Here is a 21,484-nt window from a genome sequence, read left to right as displayed (position 1 = left end):
TGTACGTCTGCCGCCTGTTAGCCTCGAGTGAGGTCGGGTCCGGCAAACGTACAAGGCGTCGCCTTCTTGGGCGAACAACATGGGGGTTTCCAGCAGGTGAGCAAGTCTTTCAAGTACATCGCGGCCGCTCTCGGCGGTCTGGCCCTGTCCGTTCCGCTGGTGACGGGAGTGGCATCCGCCCAACCCGATTTCAGCGGTGTGGTCAACACGACCTGCAGCTACGAGCAGGTCATGGCGGCACTCAACGCGCAGCGTCCTGATCTGGCACAGCAGTTCAACGCGTCCCCGTTCGCCCAGGGTGCGTTGCGTAACTTCCTGGCGTCGGGACCGGCCCAGCGCCAGCAGACGGTGGCCCAGCTGCAGGCCAGCCCGGCCGCTCAGGAGTACTTCGGGCCGATCAACTCGATCGCGGGCAGCTGCAACAACTACTGAGATCGCGGCTCGGCGGTAAAGGCCCTCGCTACTTCCGCAGTGTGAACTGATTGACGTCGAGGTATCCGCCGCGGAAGAGGTCCGGACAACCGGTGAGGTACTTCATGTACCGGTCGTACACCTGTTGGGACTGCAGGGCGATGGCCTGGTCACGATGTGCTTCCAGGTTGGCCGCCCACTCCTCCAAGGTCCTCGGGTAGTACTGGCCGATCGGCTGCACCATGGCCACCTCGAACCCGGCTTCTCGGGCATGTTCCTCGACCATCGGTCCCGTGGGCAACCGACCGCCGGGGAAGATCTCGGCCATGATGAATTTGACGAACCGGGCCACACTCAGCGTCAACGGGATTCCCATCCGGACCGCATCGTCCTGAGTGATGCCGCAGATCGTGTGCAACAGCATCGATCCACCGGCCGGGAGCGCGTTGTAGGCCATCTCGAAGAACGCCGGATAACGTTCGTGACCGAAGTGCTCGAATGCCCCGATCGACATGATGCGGTCGACCTTCTCGTCGAATTCCTCCCAGCCCTGCAGTCGCACCTCGACGCGGTGGCCGTTTGGGACCTTGGCCAGCTTGACCTCGGCGTAGTCGCGCTGCGACCGGCTGAGAGTGAGACCGATGACGTCGATCTCATACGTCTCGACGGCCCGCTGCAATCCCCCACCCCAGCCGCAGCCGATGTCGAGCAACGTCATACCGGGCTGAAGGTCCAACTTGGACAGCGCCAGATCGAACTTCGCGTTCTGCCCCTCGTCGAGAGACATGCCGACGCGATCGAAGTACGAGCACGTGTAGCCCATCGTCGGACCCAGGAACAGCTCGAAGAACTCGTCTGAGATGTCGTAGATCGACTGCAACGTCTCATAATGTGGGCGTAGCGACGCCATGTGTTGCGATGGTAGCCCCCTCGGCTCCGCTACCGCGGTTGATTGGGGACCCCGGGGAACAACTGCTCGGTCGGTCCCACAGTCACCCACCCACCAAGTTTGGTGACCAGATGCGGCGCGAAGACCGAGGCGTAAACCGCGTGCCCGACCACGATGACGGCGATCACCGAAACCACTGCTGACTGCACCCGAGTCTTGGAGATCTTGTCGGCCCACATCTCGATGACGTTGCGGCCCTGCTCATCGGTTCGGCCCAGCAGGTAGGTGAACACCGTCATCTGCACACCCATGGCGATGGCGTCGTAGATCGGGTACTGGTGCTTGGTCCCCTCCCACAGGCCGAGGCCTTCGATCACGTAGCCGTAGTAGAACAGGCCGAGCCGCGCGCCGATGATCGCGTTGAAGAACAGCGCCCAGCAGAACCCGACGGCGAAGCCAACCAGCAGCAGCGTCTGCGGACGTCGCCAGTGCCACTTCCTGATCGCCCACCGCCCCAGCGCCGCGCCGATGATCGCCGGGAGGACGAAGTACCCCATGTAGCCGACCGGTACCGCCGAGGGCAGCCCGCCCCAGGTCATGTCGAGCGGCCACCACGACGGCATCCGCGGGAGCGCCGGCGGGAACTGGGCGTACATCGCCCAGTCGTAGGGCGCCTCGATCCAGGAAAACGACAGTGCCGAGATGCACAGCAGCAGCAACGGGTGCAGTCGGCCGCGGCGCACGCTCAGGTAGATGCCCACGGCAAGAAAACCCAGACCGGTGACGTAGGCGAAGGCCACACCGGCATTGATCAGGAGCTGCACGTTCACGCCTCGACCTCCGTGCCCGGTGCGGGCCGAGGCTCCGGCGGCGTGCGACGCGCCTCCGGATCGAAATACAGCACCAGACCCACGATCAGGACTATCAAGCCAAACAGGGTGCCCAACATGATGATTGCGCCCACTGTCACCTCCTGGGGACACGAGTTTCGCGACTTTTAATAGGGCTTCCTGCACCGCCCCGGGTGAGACCTACTGAGGTCCGTTGGGCCACTTGAGCAGTGAACCCGCATCGACGCGGATGTGCTGGCCGGTGATGTACCGACTGTCGTCGCTGGCGAGGAACACCCCGAGATTGGCCATGTCCTCCGGTTCGATGTACGGAATCGGCATGGCCTGGAACAGGTTGAACAACGGCTCGGCATCTTCGCGGGTGGCTGTCTTGCCTGCGGCTTTGAGATCCGGACGGAACACCCCGTACATGCCCTCGTTCTGCAGCAGGTGGGTGTTGCAGTTGGTCGGATGGATCGCGTTGACCCGAATCATCCTCGACGCCAGGTGAAGACACATCTCATTGACGTACTCGATCACGATCCGCTTGCTCCAACCGTAACCAGCGCCACCCGGGCCCATGTCGGGACTGGTGGTGGTGCCGCGGATCATGCCTGCGGTAGAACCGGTGACGATGATCGACGCACCGTCGGGCAGATGCGGTATCGCCACCGCGACGGTGTTCATCACGCCCAGCAGATCGACGTCGGAGGCATCGACGAAACCCATCGGATCGGGATTGCCCATCGCCATCGGCAGGATGCCCGCATTGGCGACCACGATGTCGATCTTGCCGAGATCGGCGATACCCGCCTCGACCGCGTCGCGCAGCTCGTGGCGCTCGCGGACATCGGCGACCCGCGCGACGACACGTCGGCCGAGTTCCTTGATCGACCGTTCGGTCTCGGCGAGATCCTCGGGTGTGGCCAGTGGATAGGGATTGGACGGGATGTCGCGGCAGATGTCGACGGCGACGATGTCAGCACCCTCCCTGGCCATCGCGATTGCATGGGCCCGGCCCTGCCCGCGGGCCGCACCGGTGATGAAAGCGACCTTGCCGTCGAGCTTTCCGGTCATGTGGTGCTCCTTTTCTCTGGCGAGTTTGCGTCTGCTTGAGGTGTCAGTGCAGCGGCGTGAAGGTGATGTGCAGCGTGCTGAGCCCACGCATGATGAAGGTCGGTTCGTAGGTGTAGTTGCGGTTGTCCGCCGGGCCGTGGTGCTCGGTGGAGATCGTGATGTCACCCATCCGGTCGAGGATCCGGTTGAGCGAGATCCGGCCCTCCGCGCGGGCCAACGGGGCACCCGGGCAGGAGTGGACACCGCGGATGAATGCGATCTGTTCGCGTACGTTGGCACGGTCGGTTCGGAAGATGTTGGGTTCGGGGAACTTCCGTTCGTCGCGGTTGCACGCTCCGGGAAGCACCATGACGGTGGTCCCAGCGGGAACCTCGACGTCACCGATGCTGGTGGTCTTGCCGGCCATCCGGAAGTGCGATTTGACCGGACTTTCCAAGCGCAGTGTCTCCTCGAGGAAGGCCGGGATCTTGCTGCGGTCCCCGCGCAGCAACCTCTCGGATCCTGGGTTGTCACCGATGAACCGCACCGCCGAGCTCACCAGCTTGGTGGTCGTCTCCGTTCCCGCGGCGAACAGGAACGTCGACAGGTTCATCACGTCCTCGATCTCGGGCGTCGAACCGTCCTCATATTTGGCCTGCGCCAGCCCGGTCAGAACGTCGTCGCGTGGCGTGCGCCTGCGATCCTCTATGTAGGCGTAGAACTTCTCGTTGAGCCACTGCAGGGGGTTGTGCGTCGTCGGTGCCTCCTTGCCGAGTTCACCGACCGTCTCCAGCGCGAACGCGGCCTTGAATTCCTCGTGATCGTCGGCCGGGACACCCAGCAGATCGGCGATCACCAGCAGCGAGAACGGTTTTGCGTAGTCGGCCAGGAATTCGCAGCCGCCCTTGTCGATGAAGGTGTCGAGCTGCTCATCGGCCAGTCGCCACATGAACTCCTCGTTCTCCTTGAGGCGTTTCGGCGTGATCAGCTTGTTCATCAGCCCGCGGGTGCGGGTGTGTACCGGCGGATCCTGTGAGGTGATGTGCTCGGCCATCGGAACCGCGGCACGGTGCTGCTCGATCAGGTCGGTGACATCGTCACTGTCCCCCGGCCCGAACGGCATCCCCGAGAACGGGCCCGCGACCGACACACAGGATGAGAACGCCGGGTCCCGGTAGACGGCCAACGCCTCGTCGTAGCCTGTCACTGCCAGGACGTTGAACGGGGTCGCCTGGGCGACAGGGCACTTCGACCGCAGGTGGTCGAAGTAGGGGTACGGGTCGGGCACCAGTGACTCGTCGGTGAAGAAGTCCACCGTCTCGAAGTCGGTCATCTCAGCCTCTCCTCGGGTCACTTTTCCTAGCGCGAGCAGACGCATACGTACCCCGAATCGCGGTGTGTCGGGTACATATGTGTCTGCTCGCCGGGGTGGTCATCGGGCGGCCGCATCGAACAGCACCGGTAGCGCGGTCGGCGACCGGAAGACCTGACCGCGGATGTGCGGATCGTCCCCGTCCGGGTCCAGCCGCAGATTGGGCAGTCGATCCAGCAGAAGGTTGATGCCGGTGCGCATTTCCAGCCGTGCCAGGTGCATGCCCAGACACACGTGGACACCGTGACCCCAGCCGAGGTTTCCTTTGGCGGTGCGGAAGATGTCGAACTCGTCGGGATTCTCCCACCGATCGTCCTGCCGATTCGCCGAGCCGAGCATCGGCATCACCGAACAACCTTCGGGGATGTGCACCCCGCCGAGCTCGGTGTCGCAGGTGGTGGTCCGGGTGATGGTCAACAGCGGAGGATTCCAGCGCACCGCCTCCTCGATGGCCTGTGGCAGCAGTGATCTGTCGGCCCGGATCGCGTCCAGCTGCGTCGGGTCCGAGAGCAACCCGAACAGCAGATTGCCCAGCGACCGGTACGTCGTCTCCACTCCGGCCGGCAACAGCAACCGCAGAAAGGAGAAGATCTCTTCATCGGTGAGCTTCTCGCCGTCGATCTCGGCCTCGGCGAGAAGGCTGATCATGTCGTCCTTCGGCTCGGCCCGACGGGCTTGCAGGATCGGAGCGAAGTACTCGCACAGCGCGGCTGAAGCCGCCAGACCGCGCTCGGGATTCAGGATCCAACTCAGCAGCGAGATGGACCAACGCTGGAACTGGGGATAGTCCGCTTCTGGCAATCCCAACAATCCCGCGATGATCCGGCTCGGATAGTCGAAGGTGAATTCCTTGACCAGGTCGGCCCTGCCCTTGTCCGCGAACTTGTCGATGAGTTCGTTGCCGACCCGGCCGACCAACTCGTCTTCCCAACGCGTCAAGGCCTTCTGCGAGAACGCCTTCGATACCAGCGAACGCAGCCGGCCGTGCACCGGTTCATCCATGCCCAGCATCACGCGCTCGCCGAGCACCGGACCGAACGCTGCGATGACACCCGACGACGAGAACGTCAGGTTGTCGCGCAGCATCTGCTGGGCGTCCTCGTAGCGATACACGATGAACACGGGCTTACCCGCTCCTCCCGGCATCGCGGACATGTCGATCCGCTGGATCGGTTCCTCGCGGCGAAGCCTGGCGAGCTCCGGGAATGGATCCCGGACATCTCCCGAGACGGCGTCGTCGAACGAGCCGAAGTCCTCCAGGTCGTCAAATAGCTGCGACAAAGCTGTCTCCTCCTAGCCGGCCGGGTAGGCGACGGACTTGATCTCGGTGTACTGCTCGAATCCGGCGATGCCGTTCTGGCGTCCGACTCCGCTGTTCTTGTAACCGCCGAACGGGGTGTCCGCGCCGTAACCTGCGGTGCCGTTGAGCCCGATGAACCCGGCGCGCAGCCGGCGCGCGACGGCAAGCGACCGCTCCAGCGAGCCCGACATGACGTTGCCTGCGAGCCCGTACGGGCTGTCGTTGGCGATCCGGACGGCGTCATCCTCGTCCTCGTACGGGATGACGACGAGAACCGGTCCGAAGATCTCCTCCTGCGCGATGGTCATCGAGTTGTCGACATCGGTGAAAAGGGTTGGGCTGACCCAGAAACCCTTTGCATACAGACCGAGAGCCGTCGGCGCCTGCGTACTGCCGACGAGCATCGTGGCACCTTCGTCGACGCCCTTCGCGATGTAGCCGAGGATGCGGGCTTGCTGTTTGGCTGAAATGACCGGGCCGCAGAGGGTTCCGGGATCCTGCGGATCACCTGGGGTGATGTTCTCGTAGATCGCCTTCAGGATCGCCACGCCTTCGTCGTAACGGGAGCGCGGCAACAGCATTCGGGTGGGAGCTGCGCAGCCCTGCCCGGCGTGTAGCAACGGGCCGATACCGATCAAACATGCGGAGTTGAACGCTGTGTCATCCAAATCTTCCAGCACGATCGTCGCCGACTTGCCACCCAGTTCGAGGAACAGCCGCTTCATCGTCGCGGCACCTTTTTCCATGATTCGCCTACCCACGGCCGTGGAGCCGGTGAACGAGATCATGTCCACCTTGGGTGACAGGGTGAGTTCTTCGCCGACGAGGTGGTCCGATGCCGTCACGACATTCACCACACCCGCTGGGATGTCGGTGTTCTCGGCGATGAGCCGGCCGAGCCGCGTGGCATTGAACGGTGTGTCGGGCGCAGGCTTGAGCACCACGGTGTTACCGGTCGCCAGGGCCTGCCCCAGCTTGTTGACGGCGACCTCGAACGGGAAGTTCCACGGCACGATGGCACCGACCACGCCGACCGGCTCACGCCACACCTTGCGGGTGGTGTTCACCCCGGTGACGGAGACGACGGTATCGCCGAGATCGGTTTCCCACGGAAAGGTGTCGATCAGTCGGGCCGGGTATTTGAGCCCGTCGGCGAACGGAGCGTCGAGTTGGGGGCCGTGGGTCACGGCGCGCGGCGCACCGACTTCGGCGATGAGTTCCTCGCGCAGCGACTCCAGTTCGCCCTCGATCGCCTCGTGCAATTGTTCAAGGCACCGTTTGCGGAGTTGATGGTCGGTCGACCAGTCGGTCTCGTCGAACGACCGGCGGGCCGCGTCGATGGCCCGGTTCATGTCGGCCTTCGACGCGTCTGAAACCTCGCCGAGCACATCTTCATTCGCCGGGTTGATGTTGGCGAAGGCTCCTGACTCGCCCTCGACGAGCTTGCCGTCGATCAACATCCTCGCTTCGAAGTCAGTCATGACCTGCACCCTCCCCTCGTAACGCGCCGAACCGTGGGATGCCCATCATCAGCCGGGTCACCTGGTGCAAACCCGCCGCGGGAAGCAAGCGGTTGGCGATCAACAACATTCGTGCGTCCGGGCCGACAGCGGTCTTGACGAAGGGTTTCGGACTCTCGAGGGCCTTGGCCAGACCCGCGGCGAACTTCTCGGGGGGCCGGGCCGCGCGCTTCATCATGGCCCGGCCCCGCTTGTCCATCGTGCGGTGGTGGCGGGCATAGGGCCCGTCGAGGTCACGGACGTCCGTCGTGCCCGCGTCGGTGATGATCTCCGTGTCGTAGGTACCGGTGACCAGAATGGTGACACCGATCCCGAACGGCCCGACTTCACCGGCCATCGACTCCCCCCACCGTTCCAGCGCGCCCTTGACCGCCGAATATGGTGCGGTGGCCGGCATTCCACGAACCCCGGCAGCGCTGGAGATCAGCACGATGCGGCCCCGTCCGGCGTCTCGCATCGACGGCAGCAGCGCCCTGGTGAGCGCCACCGGGCCGAAAACGTTGGTCGCGAACATGCGCTCCCACAGATCCGGTGGCGTCTCCTCGACCATTCCGGCGGCGGAGATCCCGGCGTTGTGAACCACCGCATGTGGTGCCCCGAGGGTTTCGGTGACGCCCTTGGCCGCCGCGGCGATCGAAGCGGCGTCGGTGAGGTCGAGCTGGATGCCGATCAGCCGGTCGTCATCGTTCCCTGCCCCGGTTGCTTCCCGCAGCAGTGTCATTCCGCGGTCCGGCGAGCGCATCGCAGCCACCACGCGCCACCCCTCGCGATAAAGGTGCGTGGCCGAAGCGAAGCCGAGCCCACGGGACGCACCCGTGATGAGGGCTGTCCTATGCTCTTCGCGCAAGCGCTCATCGGTCCGCTCAGTCATGCTGGTTCCCCGTTGCGCACCGATCGCTCTTCGAACCCAGCTCGACGTCGAGGTTGCGGGACGGTCCCTGCTGCCAGGTGGACCACTTGCCCACCGAGTACGGCCCCTCGGCACCGTTCGCCCGGTAGTAGCCCTGGGGGTCATAGATCTTGGCCTCGGGATATGGCCACGGGCAGGCGACCGAGGTGGCGAGGCCGCTGGCCTTGATCGCCCAGAACCAGCCACCGTAGGCGAAGTACGACACGTTGATGATCGCGAACATCACCAGGAACGTGCCGAGTACGGGCTTCGTCGGGAAGAGCCTCGCCTTCGCAGCGAGCTTCTCGGCCACCGACTTTCCCGTGTCGTCGCGATAAACGAGGATGGCCGCCGGGATCATCACGAACGTCACCGAGAGCGATTCCCAGATGAGTGGGAACTGAAAGGTGCTGCCGGGGAACAACGTTCCGAGCGGAATCGCCTGCGAGTAGATGTAGAGTCCGGTCCGCACCAGGCTGACTTCCAGTATGGCGTCGAAGATGAACCCGATCACCAGCACCAGGGCGCCCAGGCTGACCAGCGGGTGTCGGGTGACGAACGCTTCAGGGCCGCGCTCGGCCTGCAGCTTGCGAAGAATCCAGATCGCCGGGAAGTACGGTCCGAAGTAGAACAATACGTAGCCGAACACGATGAACGGTTCCACCGTCGGCGACATCATGATCAGGTACCAGTTCTCTGGCCAGTGCAGCAGCATCGGGTTGTACACCGCGTACGGCGACCAGTTCATGATCGGGTCCTGCCAGACGATCAGCGTCGTGCACAGGACCATCAGCAGTACCGGACTGCCGGGGTTTTTCCGCCAGCCGACAATGAACATGACGGTGAACGCCACGACGATGATCACGGCACCCACCTGCGGGATGATCTGCCAGTGGTCGAACGCGGTCAGGAACGCGACGGGACGTGGCCGCCCCTCGACGTTCGGGTTGGCCACCCGCGGGTCGACGTCCGTCCGCCCGACCGCGACGAACAGGCCGAGAAAGCCGAGCCAGGCGAGCAGCGCCACGACCCGGCCCCAGCTCGGCCCTTTGCGCGGCGGCGGCTTGACCTGTGTGTCAGGCGGTAGGGATTCCCTGGTAGTCATGTCATTCCGCCCCGAACCGGTCGACGAGGTGCGAGTTGATGCCGTCGGCATCGAGGGTCCGCGCGACCAGATATCCCGGCCCCATCCATGCGCGTCGCGTCCACTTCCCCAGGGACACCCGGGTTCCCGGCGCGCCGGACGCCGCGGGCATCATCTTCACGCGCTCGAGCGCTTCTTTGACCCCGCGCGGGCTCAACGGATGCGCGTCGGTGAAGGCTCGCACCAGCGTGGCCGCCACGTCGTGGTTGACCACCGAAACGCAGTACTCGGGGCGACTCCCGTTGTACCGCTTCGCATACCGGTCCAGCCAGGCCTGCCCGACGGCATTTCCCTCGTCGTACTGATCGACCCCGACCCAACCCAGAAGCGCGTTCCACATGATCGGATTGACCCACGCGTTCTGGAACGCGGTGGTGGTGAAGCGCGGGGGATCCCAGTTGACGGCCTCAAGTGCGGGATTGATGAAGACAATGCCAAAACCGAAACCGAGGTGCACGATCGCCTCTGCCTTCGCCTCGTGCAGCGTGCTCACCGCGGCGTTGATGTCCTGGGCGGTCTGCGCGATCGCGGCTTCGGCGACAATCCGAATACCCTTGCGGGCACATGCAGTTCGTAGATTCTTCAGATAGCTGTCACCGATGAGGTTCTGCTCCACCAGGACGCCGATCTCGGTCAGGCCCCGCTTCGAGATCAGATCCGCCAGAAAGATGGGTTCGTCGGTCATCGATCCCTGGGGGAAGGCGAACGTCCACTCGCCGAGCCAGTCGTCGGTCCCGGTAACGCTGATCGCCGGCACCTTGAAACGCTCCTCGATCGCTTCCCGCAGTGGCACGCAGTTGTCGGTGATGTTCGGCCCGAACACCACCAGGCAGCCCTCGTCGACAAGCTCACCGAAGGCGTCGATCACTGCCTTGACCGATCCCTTCGGCAGCCCTTCCACCTCGCGGTAGATCATCTGCACCGGGCGATCCATCAGGCCCTGCTCAACTGCCTCCTCGAACACCAGCTCAAACGTCTGGGTGAACGAGGCCATCAGTTCTTCCGGGAAACCCGGCGGCAAGGTGAAATCCATCAAATAGCCGACTTTGATGGGCTGCGCAGTGCTCTCGTACGACATCTGACCTCCATGTTTCGGCACTCATCGCGAGGGCGCTGTGGGCAGACCTAATATTTGTTCAGACACTAATGGCGGCCGGACACACCGTCAATCACCCGATGCGGATCCGCCCAGGTAGACGTCGATCAACTCGTGCAGACCGCGACCTACCGCAACGTCATCGGTGAGCGGTCCCGCGATCGCCACCCTTGCCGCCACCGCGACCGGCAGGCCTTCGGCGATGAGTCGTCCCGCCGCGATCAACACGCGGGTCGATGCGACCTCACGCAGGCCGCCGGTCTCCAGGCGCCGGATCGCCTGGCCGAACCGCACCAACTCGACAGCCGTGGCATGATCCACGCCCGCTTCGTGGGCGATGATCCCCTCTTCGACATCGGGATCCGGAAAACCGAACTCGATGGCCACCATCCGCTGACGCGTCGAGTCCTTCAGGTCTTTGAGCACACTCTGGTAGCCCGGGTTGTAGGACATGACCAGACCGAATCCCGGTGCCGCATCGAGCGTGATGCCGAGCCGTTCGATGGGCAACTGGCGCCGGTAGTCGGACAGTGGGTGCAGCACCACCGTGGTGTCCTGCCGAGCTTCGACTACCTCGTCCAGGTAGCAGATCGCACCTTCCCGCACAGCGCGGGTCAGCGGCCCGTCCACCCACACCGTCTCGTCGCCGCGTAGCAGATACCGACCCACAAGGTCGGCGGTGGTGAGGTCGTCGTGACAGGAGACGGTGATCAGCGGGCGCCCGAGATCGTGAGCCATCGCCTCGACGAAGCGCGTCTTACCGCACCCCGTCGGCCCCTTCAAGACCAGCGAAAGGCCCTGGCGGTACGCCGCCTTGAACACTATCTCCTCGTTGCCGACCGGTCGGTAATAGGGACGTGCACTCAGGGCCTGCGAACTGGCGCCGTTCTGGTGAGCGAGCCCGGACTCGTTGGCCATCAACACACCTTTCGTCGTAGCCGCGACGCTGCGGTACGGAAGTGAGCCTATCGTGGAACAGATGTTTGTTTCAACCATTCTTCACAACGCGCCTGCTCATATCGGGTCAGACCCAATGACGTTCTGGGCCTTGACATCACGACACTCGGCGACGAACCTCACCGGAACGAATCGCGGAGCGGAACACCGGCCCGATCACGCCGGCGAGCTGATCGGGACTGGCGATGGTGGCGTGAGCGGCACTCCCGAACACCCGACGCAACGACTCCACGTCGGTGCTGGCACCGATGGTCAGACACACGCAACCGGTCCCCCGACGCCGAGCCTCGGTCAAGGCGCGTCGGGCGTCGGCAGCACCGTAGGCGCGCTCGTAACCATGGTCGTAGGCCAGTCCGTCGGACAGCACGACCAGTAGCCGCCGCGCGGTGCCACCACGCTCCTCCAAGACCGCCGAACCGTGCCGGATCGCCGCTCCGAGACGCGAATACGCGCCCGGCTCAAGGCTGTTCAGTCGCCGGAACACCTGTGCATCCAGGTGGTCGTCGAACCGTTTCACCGGAACCATCGTCACCGCCGACCGACCCTGGGAGTAGTAGGCGTACAGCGACACCCGGTCACCCAGGTCGTGAAGCGCCACCATCAGATGGGCCACTGCCGTCCGCTGTTGCTGATGCACCGTGCGCCCGACGGTGCCCGGCTCAGCGGCCGAACCGGAGATGTCCAACAGCAAAAGCACCGACAGGTCCCGCCGGCGACGCAGACTGTCCAGGTAGACGGCCTCGTCGGGCACCGATCCGGCCCGAACTTCGACCCGGGCCTCCAGCGCGGCGTCGATGTCGATGTCGTCGCCCTGCGGTTGCCGATGACGCCGATGCAGTCCCATGCCAAGACGCGCCAGGGGGCGCCGCACGCTGATCGCGTCCTCGATCTGCTGGGTCGCGTGCGGCTTGATCTGCGGGTCAGCCTCGCGGACGGTGCACCAGTCGAGTCGATAGACGCGGCGTTCGGCGTTCCATTCCGGATACTTCACCCCGGCGGTCTTGACGTCGACAATTTCCTCCGACGACACCGTGGCGAGCGAGGAGACCGCGTGCACCCCACGTTTCGTCGAGTTGGTTCGATGTGTCGGCGAATCGGCACCCGGCGGCCCCCCACTGCTGCCACCTGTCTTGCGGGACGACGACAAGAGCTTCTTGAGCCATTTTCCAATGGCTCCACCCCCGCCGACCGGGCTGGAGAACAGATCGGGGTCATCAGAGTCGTCGACGTCGTCTTCATCGAGTTCCTCGAGCTCCTGCTTCTCATCGCGCCGCGGCACATGTGCCACCGACCGCTCATCTACAGGCTTGGCCGCTGCGCACGCCGCCAGGACCTTCCTGGCCTGGATCGCACCGAATCCCGTCGGCGGATCGGGTAACGCACCCTTGCCGCTCGCCATCGCCAGGGACGCTGCGGGTGAATCGCTGCCCTCGCAGACCCTCGGGTCCGCGAGGGCGCCAAGGGAATTCGGCAGGAGTGCGCGGTTTACCAACAGCGCGCGGTGTCCCTCGACGGCCAGATAACGGCCGGTCAACCGCCGATGACGGACCAGGGCTCCGAGCACATCAGGGTCCAGGCTGCCTGCCGCGATCAGTGATGCCTGCACGGCTACCGATTCGAGCTGCGTACGCGGGGACGCCGACGGATCGACGAACACGGTCTTGCCATCGGTCCACGGCACGGCCCCCGGGGCGGCCGCCGTCACCGCAACCGGACGAGCTGCGAGGGCGGACGCCAGCATGCCCAGCCCGGCGAACCGGCCGTCGTCGTCACCGCCACCGGGCACTTTCCACCTCCGCACCCCGTTGACCAAATATCTGTTCCACCGTAGAGTTCGGGCCGACCGGAGTCAATCAACCGACCCGGAACATCAACTGGCAAGGGCTACAAAGTGATCGACTTCGACGACCAGGTCGCCGTGGTGACCGGTGCCGGCCGCGGCCTCGGCCGGATATACGCTCTCGAGCTGGCACGGCGCGGCGCCGCAGTGGTGGTCAACGATCTGGGCGGGTCCATGTCTGGCGACGGTTCGGACGTCGCGGTGGCCGATCAGGTTGTCGACGAAATCGTCGGCTCCGGCGGTACCGCGGTGGCGTCCTACGATTCGGTCGACAGCCCCGAAGGTGGCGAGGCGATCGTGCGCACCGCCGTCGAACAGTTCGGTCGGCTCGACGTAGTGATCAGCAACGCGGGCATCTTCAACAGCGTCCCGTTCGACGAGCTCTCCCCCGAAGACTGGCGTCGCATGCTGCGAGTGCACCTCGACGGCGGCTTCTACCTGTCCCAGCCTGCGTTCCGGGTCATGAAGAACCAGGGCTACGGCCGGTTCGTGTTCATCGCCTCGTCGGCAGGGATGTTCGGCCAGCACCTCGAAGCCCATTACGCTGCAGCCAAGGCGGGCCTGGTCGGCCTCGCCAATGTGATCGCGCTCGAGGGCGCGCCGCACGGAATCCTGGCCAACACCGTACTGCCGTTCGGCATCTCGAGGATGGTCACCGAGACCCTCGGCGATCCGAAAGCGCTTGAGGGCAACGGCTTCTTCAAGGCGATCCGGCCTGAGCTGGTGGCACCCTTGGTGGTGTACCTGGCCAGCCGTGACTGCGAGTTCAGTCATCAGAACTTCTCTGCCTGCGCCGGACGGTTCGCCCGGGTGTTCGTCGGGCTGGGTGAGGGCTGGCTGGCACCCACCGACAGCAACCCGACCGCCGACGATGTCGCCGCTCATCTGTCGGAAGTGGCTGCGACAGAGCCGTTCACAGTGCCGGGGTCGATCTACGACGAGGTATTCGCGGTTACCGAGCGGCTCGGCGTCACCGGGTGAGTCCGGCGACAGCGTTGCCGTCGGCACGTTCGGCGCAAGGCCCGCAACCCGGCCGTGCAGGGTCTACCGGCGTCTTTGGCTTCACGGGATCCCCGGCGCACCAGCGCTGTTCTGGTAGCCTCTAACCAAATATTGGGTCGGAAACCCAAATCGTATGACGGGAGCCAGTAATCATCGTGGAGCCGCTGTGGGCCGTCCCCAGGTAACCCCTGGGGAGCGCAAGACGCTCAAGCGCACCCCAGGTCGCGCAACCGAACCCGGCACCGTAGCGGAGGATCGTACGCGCCGGACCGAGATCCTCGAGACCGCCGCCACGTTGATCGCCACGTCGGGCCTGCGCACATCGCTGCAGGAGATCGCGGACGCGGCAGGCATTCTGCCGGGCAGCCTGTACCACCATTTCGAATCCAAAGAAGCCATCCTGGTGGAACTGCTCGAGCGGTATCACGAGGACCTCGACCGCATCGCCGAGCACGCCCAGCGCCGGTTGGACGGCCCCGATCCGGCGTCGCCGTTCGACCGGATCGCCGAGCTCGGCTCGGATATCGCGCGATGCGCCGTCGCACACCGTGCCGCTCTTCAGATGTCGTTCTACGAGAGCCCGAGTTCCAACCCCGACCTCGTCGCCCTGGCACAGCGCCGCCCGACGGCGACGCTGGATGCCATGCAGCAGACGCTGCGAGCCGCCCGATGGGCCGGCTACCTGCGCTCGGATATCGATCTGGCCGTTCTGGCCGACCGGATCTGCCAGACCATGCTGCAGGTCGGCCTCGACGTCATGCGCCACAACGCCGCACCGGAGAAGGTCGCCACCCTGCTGTGCCGGATTCTGCTGGAAGGCTTGGCCACCGGCCGGCCCACCGACACCGAACTCGACAGGTCCGTCCCGTTCATCGCGGCCGACGCCGTGGTGCGGACCTGGATCGAGGAGGCCGCCTCCGAGGCCGATGACAAGACCGCCCATATCCGCGCGGTAGCGCGGGCGGAGTTCGGCCGGCGCGGCTATGAGGGCACGACCGTGCGCGACATCGCCTCCGCGGCAGGCATGGGCACCGGCACCGTGTACCGGCTGATCGGGTCGAAGGACGAACTGCTGGCGGCGATCATGCAGTCCTTCGGGGAGAAGATCGCCGTGGGCTGGACCGAAGTCCTCGGATCCGAGGGCACCACGATCGAAAAGCTCGACGCGCTGAGCTGGATCCACACCAACGCGCTGGACCAGTTCGGAGACGAGTTCAGGATCCAGCTCGCATGGATGCGCCAGTCCCCGCCGGACACCCCCAACCCCGGCTGGTTGTTCACGCAGCGCGTCAAACAGGTCAAGTCACTTCTCGCCGCAGGGATCAGGGCCGGCGAGATCAGCATCGACAGTCCGTCGAACGAGATGCTGGCCCGGTCCGTGATCTGTGTGGGCTGGATCCCCGAGAACATCCTGCGGCAGTCGGGTACCCGGGCGGCGCAGATCCATGTGCGGGATACGAGCCTGCGCGGTGTCGTCGCGCGCTGACTGTGGGCTAGCCGAAGGCGTGTCGCGGCAACGTATTCGGCACCGCGCCCCTCGGCCGGCCCAGGCTCAGAAGGAATAGTGAAGGACTACGTTTCCTCTCCGGGATACAGCAGTGCTCGGCGCGGTGAGGTGGTTCATCAGGCGAAGGCCCAGCGGGAACTCGGCGACCTCGGGCTCGCGGGTGCAGAGAATCTCTCTGACCAGCTTCAGCTTGGGGTGCCAGCGTTCGGGGTATCGGGGATCGTCGAAGCCGGGAAATTTGGTGACAGCCTTGATGGATTCGGCGCCGGCAAAACGCTTCTGGGCCCAAACGGCGAACTTGCTGTACCCGTTGAACGCAATCTCCCCGCTGGGGAAGTGATCGATGATACGGCTGACCATGATCCGCATTTCTTCCTCTGAGAGGAACGCGATCAGCCCATCGGCAACCATCACGACTGGCCGATCAGCGGGCAGAGCATCCAGCCAAGCGGACTCGGTGACGTCAGCGCCGATGTCGTGTGGGTTGGCATCCTGAGGCAACAGTTGCCGCCGAGCGCCGACGACCTCCGGAAAGTCGATGTCGTACCAGTCGACCGTGGGTGGCGGGGCGATGCGGTGCGCCCGACTGTCCAGACCCGCACCGAGGTCCAGGCCGACCGCGTTCGGGTGACGCGCGATGAACCGCTGGGCGATCTCGTCCAGCTTCTTGGCCCGATGCGCGATGTAGATCGCACTGCTCGTTGGGATATGAAGCTTCTCGTAATCGAATTCGACCATTCGTACGACCTCGTCCGCGATGTTGTCGCCCAGAATGGGTCGAGACAGCCGGTTGTCGAGCGCTCTCCCGCACAGCGTCAACCAGAGGCTCGCCTGCACCGGGTTGAAGTTCGGAACGGTCGTAGTCATTTGGTTTGCCCTCTTTTTGGTGACCGCTGCTGGTCATCGGCTGCTCGATCGAGGCGCCCTGGTTGAACGGCCGACCGCCGCCCCTACTGAACGCGTGTTCAGCACACTAAACACACGTTCAGCATGAGTCAAGGGTCGGCTTTCAACTACCTCTAACTCGATGTCTGCGTGGTGCGCTTGGTCGCATCCAGTCCACAGCGAGCTGAACCGGGCCGCCTGAGGCTGGGCGGACAGCAAGTCCCGTCGGTCGTGACCGGAGCTCGAATGTGTCTGCGGGAGAGGCTGATATGCGGCGCCACCACTGGTGCGGCTGGATCAGAGCAAGCATCGGTGACATCGAGAGCTGGAGCTTCGGCCAAGGTCGACACCGCGCATCCGAATAACCCAACTCACGGGCACTCTCGTCACGCCAGAGTGGCTTTCGAGCTCGACAGCCACTCTGGCGTGACGCTGGAGTCTAAAGCCACTCAGCGGCGGGGCAACCCCAGCACCTGGGTGGCGATGATGTTGCGCTGAATCTCCGAAGTCCCACCGGCGATGGTGCCGCCGAAACTCCTTGCATAGCGCTCGAACCAGCTCGCGAAGTAGTGGTCGAGATTCATGTGCTCGTACGGGCCCGACGTGGTGGGGTGGATCAACCCGTCGGGGCCGGCCGCGGTCAGCGCGTTCTCGAACGCGTTGCGCTCGGCCTCGGAACCGAAGAGCTTTAGCACCGACACAGAGGCGGTGTCCGCTTCGCCACGTGAGGCCTTGGCCAACGCCGCAGACCCCATGGCGCGCAAGGCCTGATAGTCCATGACCGTAGTGGCGTACTGGTCGCGCTCCAGCTCGGTCTTGGGCTGGAAGTCGGCCAGCATGTTGTCGATCCGGTCGGCGAAACCGAGCCACATCATAGTGCGCTCGTGACCGAGCGATCCGTTCGCCACTCCCCAGCCGCCGTTGAGCGGACCGACCAAGTTCTCGGCCGGCACCCGGGCGTCGGTGAAGAAGACCTCGTTGAAGTCGAGGTTCTCCTCGCCCGTCATGTCGGCGAACGGCCGGCACACCACCCCGGGGGTGTCCGTCGGGATGATCAGCACGCTGATTCCCTTGTGCTTCGGCGCATCCGGGTCGGTACGCACGAACGTCAGCAAGAAATCGGCGTCGTGCGCGCCCGAGGTCCAGACCTTCTGGCCGTTGACGACGAAATGGTCACCATCGAGGACAGCCCGGGTGCGCAACGACGCGAGGTCAGAACCCGCACTCGGCTCGCTCATCCCCAGCGAGGCAGTCTTCTCACCGCGCAGCACCGGTACCGCCCAGCGGTGCTTCTGCTCGTCGGAGCCAAATGTCAGCAGTGATGCCGCAATGATGTTGACGCCCTGCGGGTTGAAGCTGTGGTAGATCCGGCGACGGCACAGCTCGTCGAGGTGGACGAAGGTCTGCACCACCGAAGCGTTGCGTCCACCGAACTCAGGCGGCTGGGCCGGAAGCAAATAGCCGTTGTCGAAGAGCAGCCGCTGCCAATCGCGGGCCCATTGCGGCATGTGCGAGACCGAACGGGGCCGCTCCAAGGTGTCGGCCTCCGACGGCAGGTTCGCATCGAGGAACGCGGAGAACTCGGCGCGGAACTCCTCGACGTCGGAATCGTATGTCAGCTGCATTTACAGTCCCCTGTAGGTCGTGCGGTACTCAGCGGCGATCACGCCTCGGTGCTCGGCAGCGCCGCCCAGCAGCAGCTCGCCGGCCTTGGCCCGCTTGAGCGCAAACTGCACGTCGTTCTCCCATGTGAAACCCATCCCACCGAACAACTGCACACCGTGGCGGAACACCACGGTCTGGCACTCCCCGGCGGCCGCCTTGGCCATCCTCGCCGCCAGTCGACGGCGCGGGTCATCGGCGGCGATGGTCAGTGCGGCGAAATACGCCAGCGCGCGGGCCCGCTCAATCGCCACGTGCATGTCGACAGCCTTGTGCTGCACGGCCTGGAAAGACCCGATCGCCACCCCGAACTGCTGCCGCTGCTTCACATGGTCGAGCACGAGGTCGAGCGCCCGCTGACAGGCGCCGACCATCGTGATGGCCATCCCGGTCAGAGCCAGATGGTGTGCCTTCTCGGTGTCGACGTGCAGGCGGTCCGTGTCATCGACAAGAACGTTGTCGAATGACACCTCGGCCACGTGCAACACCGGATCGAACACCGCGCTGCGCTTGGCGGAAACCTGAGCCGAGTCGACCAGGAACACACCACCGTCGGTCACCACGGCGAGGTTCTGGGCTCGGTCGCCGTCGAGCACGTGATGGGCGGTTCCCGTCAGCACCCAGCCGGTGGCATCCCGGTTGGCCGCCACACCGCTGTAGACCGCAGTGCCGGCCCGAGCCGCGTCGAAGCGATCCCCCGCCAGAGGTGCGTATTGCGTCATGGTCGCCAGGTAGGGAGTCAGATCGGTGGCCCGACCGAGTTCTTCGAGCACGATCGCCAACTCGACGGCGTTCTCCGAGTCGGTGAGCTCGGTCCAGCCCTGGTCGATGTAGCTCTGCCACAGCGGTGTCGGATCGACACCCTGTTCGGCCACCTCACGGACCAGCGTGGCCGGGCATTGTTTGGTCACCGCATCGCGCACGGTTTCCTGCCATAGCCGCTGATCGGCATCGAATTCGAGTAGCACCCGCCGCCTCCTGCTGCACTGTCACGTCCGGACGAGAATATCATTCTCTTTCTATGTTGTGACATTCTCCTCTGGCAAGTGGCCGTTCTCGGAAACTCACCGCTAGGCGACCGACCAGCACCGCAGCTACCTGCACGTAAGCCCTGCCGTCATCCGAGAACTATGTTCTTGCAATAGAAGAATATGGATCTAGACTGGCGATACGGTCCGGCGTGAAAAGCACGTCGCCCATCGCGGTGTGCACAGCTCGTTTCCGGACGGAACATCGGAGGACAGTCTTGGCGATCAACAACCCTGCACAACCTGGCAGTGCGCGAACGCCGGTTATCGACGCGAGCGTGCATGTCTTCTTCGGTTCGAACAAAGACCTGCGGCAGAACTTCCTGAAAGAGCCGTTCGCCAGTCGCGGCTTCCCCGATTACGAGATGAACTGGTACGGCGCACCCGGTGGCGAGTACGCCAAGGGCACCAAGGGCCCCGATCGCCAGTACCCGGGCTCCGATCCCGACATCGCCGCGCAGCATCTGTTCATCGACCGCGGCGTCGACATCGCGGTTCTGCACCCGATGACCCGCGGCATCATGCCCGACCGTCACCTCGGAACCGCTCTGGCGGCCGCGCACAACGCGATGATGGTGACCCGCTGGCTTGAGCACCCCGAGCACGGTGAGCGGTTCCGCGGCACCATCCGGGTCAACCCGGACGACATCGTCGGCGCCTTGCGCGAGATCGACAAGTACAAGGACCACCCGCGCGTGGTGCAGATCGGCATCCCGATGCAGTCGCGCGAACTGTATGGCAAGCCGCAGTTCTGGCCGTTGTGGGACGCGGCCGCCGCCGCCGGTCTGCCGGTGGCGGTGCACATCGAGGGCGGGGCGGGTATCCAGTTCGCGCCCACCCCGTCGGGCAAGACCAGGACCTATGAGCAGTACCTGGGTTTCATGGCGCTCAACTACATCTATCACCTGATGAACATGATCGCCGAGGGCGTGTTCGAGCGGACGCCGACACTGAAGTTCGTCTGGGCCGACGGCGCCGCAGATCTGTTGACCCCGTTCATGTGGCGGATGGACTGCTTCGGCCGTCCCCACCTCGAGCAGACCCCGTGGGCGCCCAAGATGCCCAGCGACTATCTGCCCGGCCACGTCTACTTCGTTCAGGGCGCCCTCGACGGGCCCGGGGACACCGAGTTCGCCGGCGAGTGGTTGAGCTTCACCGGTAAGGAAGACATGGTGATGTACGGCTCCAGCTATCCACACTGGCAGCTCAACGAACCAGAGATCCCGAGTGCGTTCAGCCCCGAACAACGCGACAAGTTGTTGTGGCGCAACGCCGCAGAGCTTTACGGGCTAGAGGATGCGGTTGCATCCGGTTCGGCGTCCGCAGTTGCGGCGCAGTAGGTATTCGAGGGAGGCACAGCACAGATGACCGTCACAACCAACCCCCGGGTGCCTGCAGCCGAGCGGATTGCAGTCCGGTGCGTCGACTCCGACGTACACCCCATGCCGCGCCGCGGTGAGCTGATCGAGTACATCCCCGAGCCATGGCGCAGTAAGTATTTCCTGAGCCACAAGGTCGGCGAGCAGATCTACTACGACGCGCCGGATTACGCACACGCCTATGCCATGCGAGTGGACGCTTTCCCTCCCGACGGTGAATTCGCCTGCAGCGATCCGGATATGGCGCTACGTCAGCTCATCATGGAGGCCGGCTCCGACATCGCCATCCTCGAACCAACACACTCCGAGCACCGACTGGGCGAGGCCACCGCGGCCTACTGCACCGCGGTCAACCTATGGCTGGCCAATCACTGGCTGGATGGTCACAACAACTGGCACGAGCGCTGGCGGGGGTCCATCTGTGTCGCCATCGAGGAGCCGCAGACCGCGGTGGCCGAGATCGAGCAGTGGGCCGAACACCCCTATATGGCCCAGGTTCTGATGAAGGCTGAGCCCCGCCCGTCGTGGGGTGACCCGAAGTACGACCCGATCTGGGCCGCAGCGACCAAGCACGACATCACGGTGAGCTGCCACCTGTCCCGCGGCGAGTACGAGACGCTGCCGACACCGCCGGTGGGGCTGCCCAGCTACAACCACGACTTCATGGTCACGTACTCACTGTTGGCGGCCAACCAGGTGATGAGCCTGATCTTCGAC

At 64.6% G+C, this 21,484-nt stretch carries 20 protein-coding genes; 5 read left to right on the top strand and 15 right to left on the bottom strand.

The features are described 5' to 3' along the window. Positions 1-96 precede the first annotated feature (96 nt). Positions 97-432: a hemophore-related protein gene (locus A5779_RS23905; protein WP_064886229.1), complete on the top strand. Its 336-nt coding sequence runs from the start codon at positions 97-99 to the stop codon at positions 430-432. 28 nt (positions 433-460) lie between these two features. On the opposite strand, the gene A5779_RS23900 is transcribed toward A5779_RS23905, so the two are convergent. The 12 genes from A5779_RS23900 to A5779_RS23850 form a co-directional block, all read right to left on the bottom strand. Continuing rightward, positions 461-1,321, bottom strand: a complete 861-nt coding sequence (locus A5779_RS23900; protein ID WP_064886228.1) for a cyclopropane mycolic acid synthase family methyltransferase — start codon at positions 1,319-1,321, stop codon at positions 461-463. A gap of 29 nt (positions 1,322-1,350) precedes the next feature. Beyond that, on the bottom strand, positions 1,351-2,130 hold the full coding sequence (locus tag A5779_RS23895) for a spirocyclase AveC family protein (protein WP_064886227.1): 780 nt from the start codon (positions 2,128-2,130) through the stop codon (positions 1,351-1,353). Next, complete coding sequence (locus A5779_RS34110) at positions 2,127-2,264, bottom strand: hypothetical protein (RefSeq protein WP_165609204.1); 138 nt, start codon at positions 2,262-2,264, stop codon at positions 2,127-2,129. Before A5779_RS34110 ends, A5779_RS23895 begins: the two co-directional genes overlap by 4 nt. Positions 2,265-2,331: 67 nt before the next feature. Continuing rightward, positions 2,332-3,207, bottom strand: coding sequence for a mycofactocin-coupled SDR family oxidoreductase (locus A5779_RS23890; RefSeq protein ID WP_055115896.1), 876 nt, complete (start codon positions 3,205-3,207; stop codon positions 2,332-2,334). 43 nt (positions 3,208-3,250) lie between these two features. Then, complete coding sequence (locus A5779_RS23885; protein WP_064886226.1) at positions 3,251-4,519, bottom strand: cytochrome P450; 1,269 nt, start codon at positions 4,517-4,519, stop codon at positions 3,251-3,253. A gap of 99 nt (positions 4,520-4,618) precedes the next feature. After that, the gene (locus A5779_RS23880; RefSeq protein ID WP_064886225.1) at positions 4,619-5,839 is read right to left on the bottom strand and encodes a cytochrome P450; all 1,221 of its coding nucleotides are present in this window, start codon (positions 5,837-5,839) and stop codon (positions 4,619-4,621) included. A gap of 12 nt (positions 5,840-5,851) precedes the next feature. Then, a complete protein-coding gene (locus A5779_RS23875) occupies positions 5,852-7,339 on the bottom strand; it encodes an aldehyde dehydrogenase family protein (protein WP_064886236.1) in 1,488 nt (495 codons plus the stop codon). Beyond that, positions 7,332-8,249: an SDR family oxidoreductase gene (locus A5779_RS23870; protein ID WP_064886224.1), complete on the bottom strand. Its 918-nt coding sequence runs from the start codon at positions 8,247-8,249 to the stop codon at positions 7,332-7,334. Before A5779_RS23870 ends, A5779_RS23875 begins: the two co-directional genes overlap by 8 nt. Next, positions 8,242-9,372 (bottom strand): spirocyclase AveC family protein, encoded by a 1,131-nt coding sequence (locus A5779_RS23865; RefSeq protein ID WP_064886223.1) that lies wholly within the window; start codon positions 9,370-9,372, stop codon positions 8,242-8,244. The genes A5779_RS23870 and A5779_RS23865 overlap by 8 nt, the downstream gene beginning before the upstream one ends. Before the next feature lies 1 nt (position 9,373). Next, entirely contained in the window at positions 9,374-10,489 is a 1,116-nt protein-coding gene (locus A5779_RS23860; RefSeq protein WP_064886222.1) for an ABC transporter substrate-binding protein, read from the bottom strand. An 87-nt stretch (positions 10,490-10,576) separates the two neighbouring features. Further along, the gene (locus A5779_RS23855) at positions 10,577-11,425 is read right to left on the bottom strand and encodes a CbbQ/NirQ/NorQ/GpvN family protein (protein ID WP_064886235.1); all 849 of its coding nucleotides are present in this window, start codon (positions 11,423-11,425) and stop codon (positions 10,577-10,579) included. Between the two features lie 136 nt (positions 11,426-11,561). Continuing rightward, positions 11,562-13,205 carry a nitric oxide reductase activation protein NorD gene (locus A5779_RS23850; RefSeq protein ID WP_082941822.1) on the bottom strand — a complete coding sequence of 548 codons (1,644 nt, stop codon included), beginning with the start codon at positions 13,203-13,205 and terminating at the stop codon, positions 11,562-11,564. A gap of 150 nt (positions 13,206-13,355) precedes the next feature. Here A5779_RS23850 and A5779_RS23845 point away from each other — a divergent pair, with 150 nt between their 5' ends. Further along, entirely contained in the window at positions 13,356-14,285 is a 930-nt protein-coding gene (locus A5779_RS23845) for an SDR family NAD(P)-dependent oxidoreductase (RefSeq protein WP_064886220.1), read from the top strand. A 187-nt stretch (positions 14,286-14,472) separates the two neighbouring features. Then, positions 14,473-15,792, top strand: a complete 1,320-nt coding sequence (locus tag A5779_RS23840) for a TetR/AcrR family transcriptional regulator (protein WP_064886219.1) — start codon at positions 14,473-14,475, stop codon at positions 15,790-15,792. Between the two features lie 66 nt (positions 15,793-15,858). On the opposite strand, the gene A5779_RS23835 is transcribed toward A5779_RS23840, so the two are convergent. The 3 genes from A5779_RS23835 to A5779_RS23825 form a co-directional block, all read right to left on the bottom strand. Then, the gene (locus A5779_RS23835; protein ID WP_064886218.1) at positions 15,859-16,680 is read right to left on the bottom strand and encodes a class I SAM-dependent methyltransferase; all 822 of its coding nucleotides are present in this window, start codon (positions 16,678-16,680) and stop codon (positions 15,859-15,861) included. 467 nt (positions 16,681-17,147) lie between these two features. Further along, positions 17,148-18,323 (bottom strand): acyl-CoA dehydrogenase family protein, encoded by a 1,176-nt coding sequence (locus tag A5779_RS23830; RefSeq protein WP_064886217.1) that lies wholly within the window; start codon positions 18,321-18,323, stop codon positions 17,148-17,150. Beyond that, entirely contained in the window at positions 18,324-19,328 is a 1,005-nt protein-coding gene (locus A5779_RS23825; protein WP_064886216.1) for an acyl-CoA dehydrogenase family protein, read from the bottom strand. Positions 19,329-19,666: 338 nt separating this feature from the next. Here A5779_RS23825 and A5779_RS23820 point away from each other — a divergent pair, with 338 nt between their 5' ends. Further along, complete coding sequence (locus A5779_RS23820) at positions 19,667-20,728, top strand: amidohydrolase family protein (protein ID WP_110777671.1); 1,062 nt, start codon at positions 19,667-19,669, stop codon at positions 20,726-20,728. 24 nt (positions 20,729-20,752) lie between these two features. Further along, positions 20,753-21,484, top strand: a 732-nt coding sequence (locus tag A5779_RS23815) for an amidohydrolase family protein (RefSeq protein WP_165609826.1), incomplete at its 3' end; no start/stop codon positions are given.

The sequence above is a fragment of the Mycolicibacterium peregrinum genome, from assembly GCF_001665625.1.
Lineage (GTDB): Bacteria > Actinomycetota > Actinomycetes > Mycobacteriales > Mycobacteriaceae > Mycobacterium > Mycobacterium peregrinum_B.
This window is presented reverse-complemented; position numbering and strand designations above follow the sequence as displayed.